The sequence below is a fragment of the Providencia sp. JGM181 genome (genome assembly GCF_018257375.1).
GTDB lineage: Bacteria > Pseudomonadota > Gammaproteobacteria > Enterobacterales > Enterobacteriaceae > Providencia > Providencia lanzhouensis.
The window spans coordinates 1-1938 of record NZ_JAERJY010000246.1 but is presented as its reverse complement, the minus strand read 5'-3'; the positions used below and the strand labels follow the sequence as shown (position 1 = coordinate 1938).

Annotated in this window: 2 protein-coding genes; both read left to right on the top strand. The window is 31.2% G+C overall.

Translation table 11 applies throughout. The annotated features are described in order from the left end of the window. Positions 1 to 813: glycosyltransferase family 4 protein (locus tag JK188_RS17200; protein ID WP_211888691.1), on the top strand; the 813-nt coding region annotated here is incomplete at its 5' end. A 4-nt stretch (positions 814 to 817) separates the two neighbouring features. Beyond that, the gene (locus JK188_RS17195; RefSeq protein WP_211887638.1) at positions 818 to 1915 is read left to right on the top strand and encodes a glycosyltransferase; all 1098 of its coding nucleotides are present in this window, start codon (positions 818 to 820) and stop codon (positions 1913 to 1915) included. The last annotated feature ends 23 nt before the right edge of the window (positions 1916 to 1938 follow it).

The following is a 1938-nucleotide window of genomic DNA, read 5'->3' as shown; positions in this document are numbered from 1 at the left end:
GAGACAGCAATATATACTATACCTGCAAAATTAGGAATGAATGAAACTAAGCACTATAGTTGGGAGCATTTCAATTATAATGTGACACTGGGAAAATCATCCAGAAAAAAAATTCGAAATATTGCTGCGTATTATGCAGACATGATTATCACATTAACTGAAAAAGACAAATCTTATTGGATGGAAAATACTACAGTAAAAAATATTTGTGTTATTCCAAACCCAATAACTATAAACCTTAACAATCCCCATGATAGGAATCTATTTCAAAGAGAAAAAATAATCCTTGCTGTTGGGCGATTAACCCATCAAAAGGGTTTTGATATGTTAATTTCATCATGGGAGATAATTAGCAAGCAATATCCTAATTGGAAACTAAGAATTGTAGGTTCCGGTGAAGATGAAGTTAAACTAAAAAATATGATAATGGAGTTATCTTTAAATTCTTCAGTACAAATAGTTCCTAATACCTCTAACATTTTATCAGAATACTATGCTGCCTCATATTTTGTTTTAAGCTCTAGATTTGAAGGCTTTGGGTTAGTTGTATTAGAAGCCCAAGCATGTGGATTACCAGTTATTTCTTTTGATTGTGATGCAGGCCCAAGAGAAATAATTCAACATGATAAATCCGGATGGATATGTAAACCTAATGATATAGAAGAGCTGTCATTACATATGAAAAATGCCATTCAATTAATAGAGTCAGATTTTGATAGCTATAAACACATGCAAGAAAATTCAATAATAAATTCCAATAGATTTTCTATAGAAAACATATTACCCCTTTGGATAGAGTTACTGAGAAAATAGTAAGATGAAGATTGTTTTTATAACAACAGGCTTAGGAATGGGTGGCGCAGAGAAACAACTTTGCAGCCTTGCTGATGAATATGTAGAAAAGGGACATTTTGTACATATTATATCCCTAACAGATACATTAATTATCAAACCACAAAAATCTGAAGTTAAAATTGATTGCTTAAATTTGAAAAAATCTTTCGTCAGCTTTATTAATGCTTATTGTTTGGCTCGAAAGATAATAAAAAGAATCAGGCCTGATGTTGTGCATAGTCATATGATTCATGCGAATATATTCGCTAGGCTATTACGTATATCCACCCCAATTAAGTTTTTAGTATCAACTATGCACAATAAAAATGAGGGTGGAAAATTAAGAATGTTATCATATCGACTCACTGATTTTCTAACCGATTTATCAACTAACGTAAGTCAAGAGGCAGTTGATGTATTTCTAGAAAAAAAAGCCGTAACACCGAATAAAGTTCGAGTACAATATAACGGAATTGACACAAAAAAATTTAAATTCTCTCAGAACTCTAGAGTTACAATTAGAGATGAATTAAATATTGCTGATAATGATATTGTATTTCTATCTGTCGGCCGATTAACAAAAGCAAAAGACTACCCTAATCTACTAGTTGCTTTTTCTCATATTAAAGCTACCTACTCAAATATAAAAATATTAATTATTGGTGATGGTGAATTGAAGGGAGAGCTTCAATACTTAACTAAAAAATTAAACCTTGAGAACAATGTATTATTTTTAGGTTTAAAAAATAATGTTTATGATTGGATGTCTGCATGTGATTTTTTTGTTCTTTCATCTGAGTGGGAAGGTTTTGGATTAGTTGTAGCTGAAGCGATGTCATGCGAAAGGATAACTATAGCAACTGACAGTGGTGGAGTTAAAGAGGTATTAGGTAATAATGGTTTTCTAGTGCCAATTAAAGATAGTGGGCAACTTTCTGCCGCTGTATTAAAAGCCATATCAATGCCAGACATAGATAAAGAAAATCTCAAAAGATTAGCAAGAAAACACATCGAAGATAACTTTTCTATTGAAAAAATAGTCTCTAATTGGATTGAAATATATTCGAATGAAAAAAAATAAAATCAACCTGGAAAGTAATGAAT

Excerpts from the sequence above, each read along its gene's own strand:
- JK188_RS17195 (WP_211887638.1), top strand. The coding sequence starts at position 818 with ATGAAGATTGTTTTTATAACAACAGGCTTAGGAATGGGTGGCGCAGAG.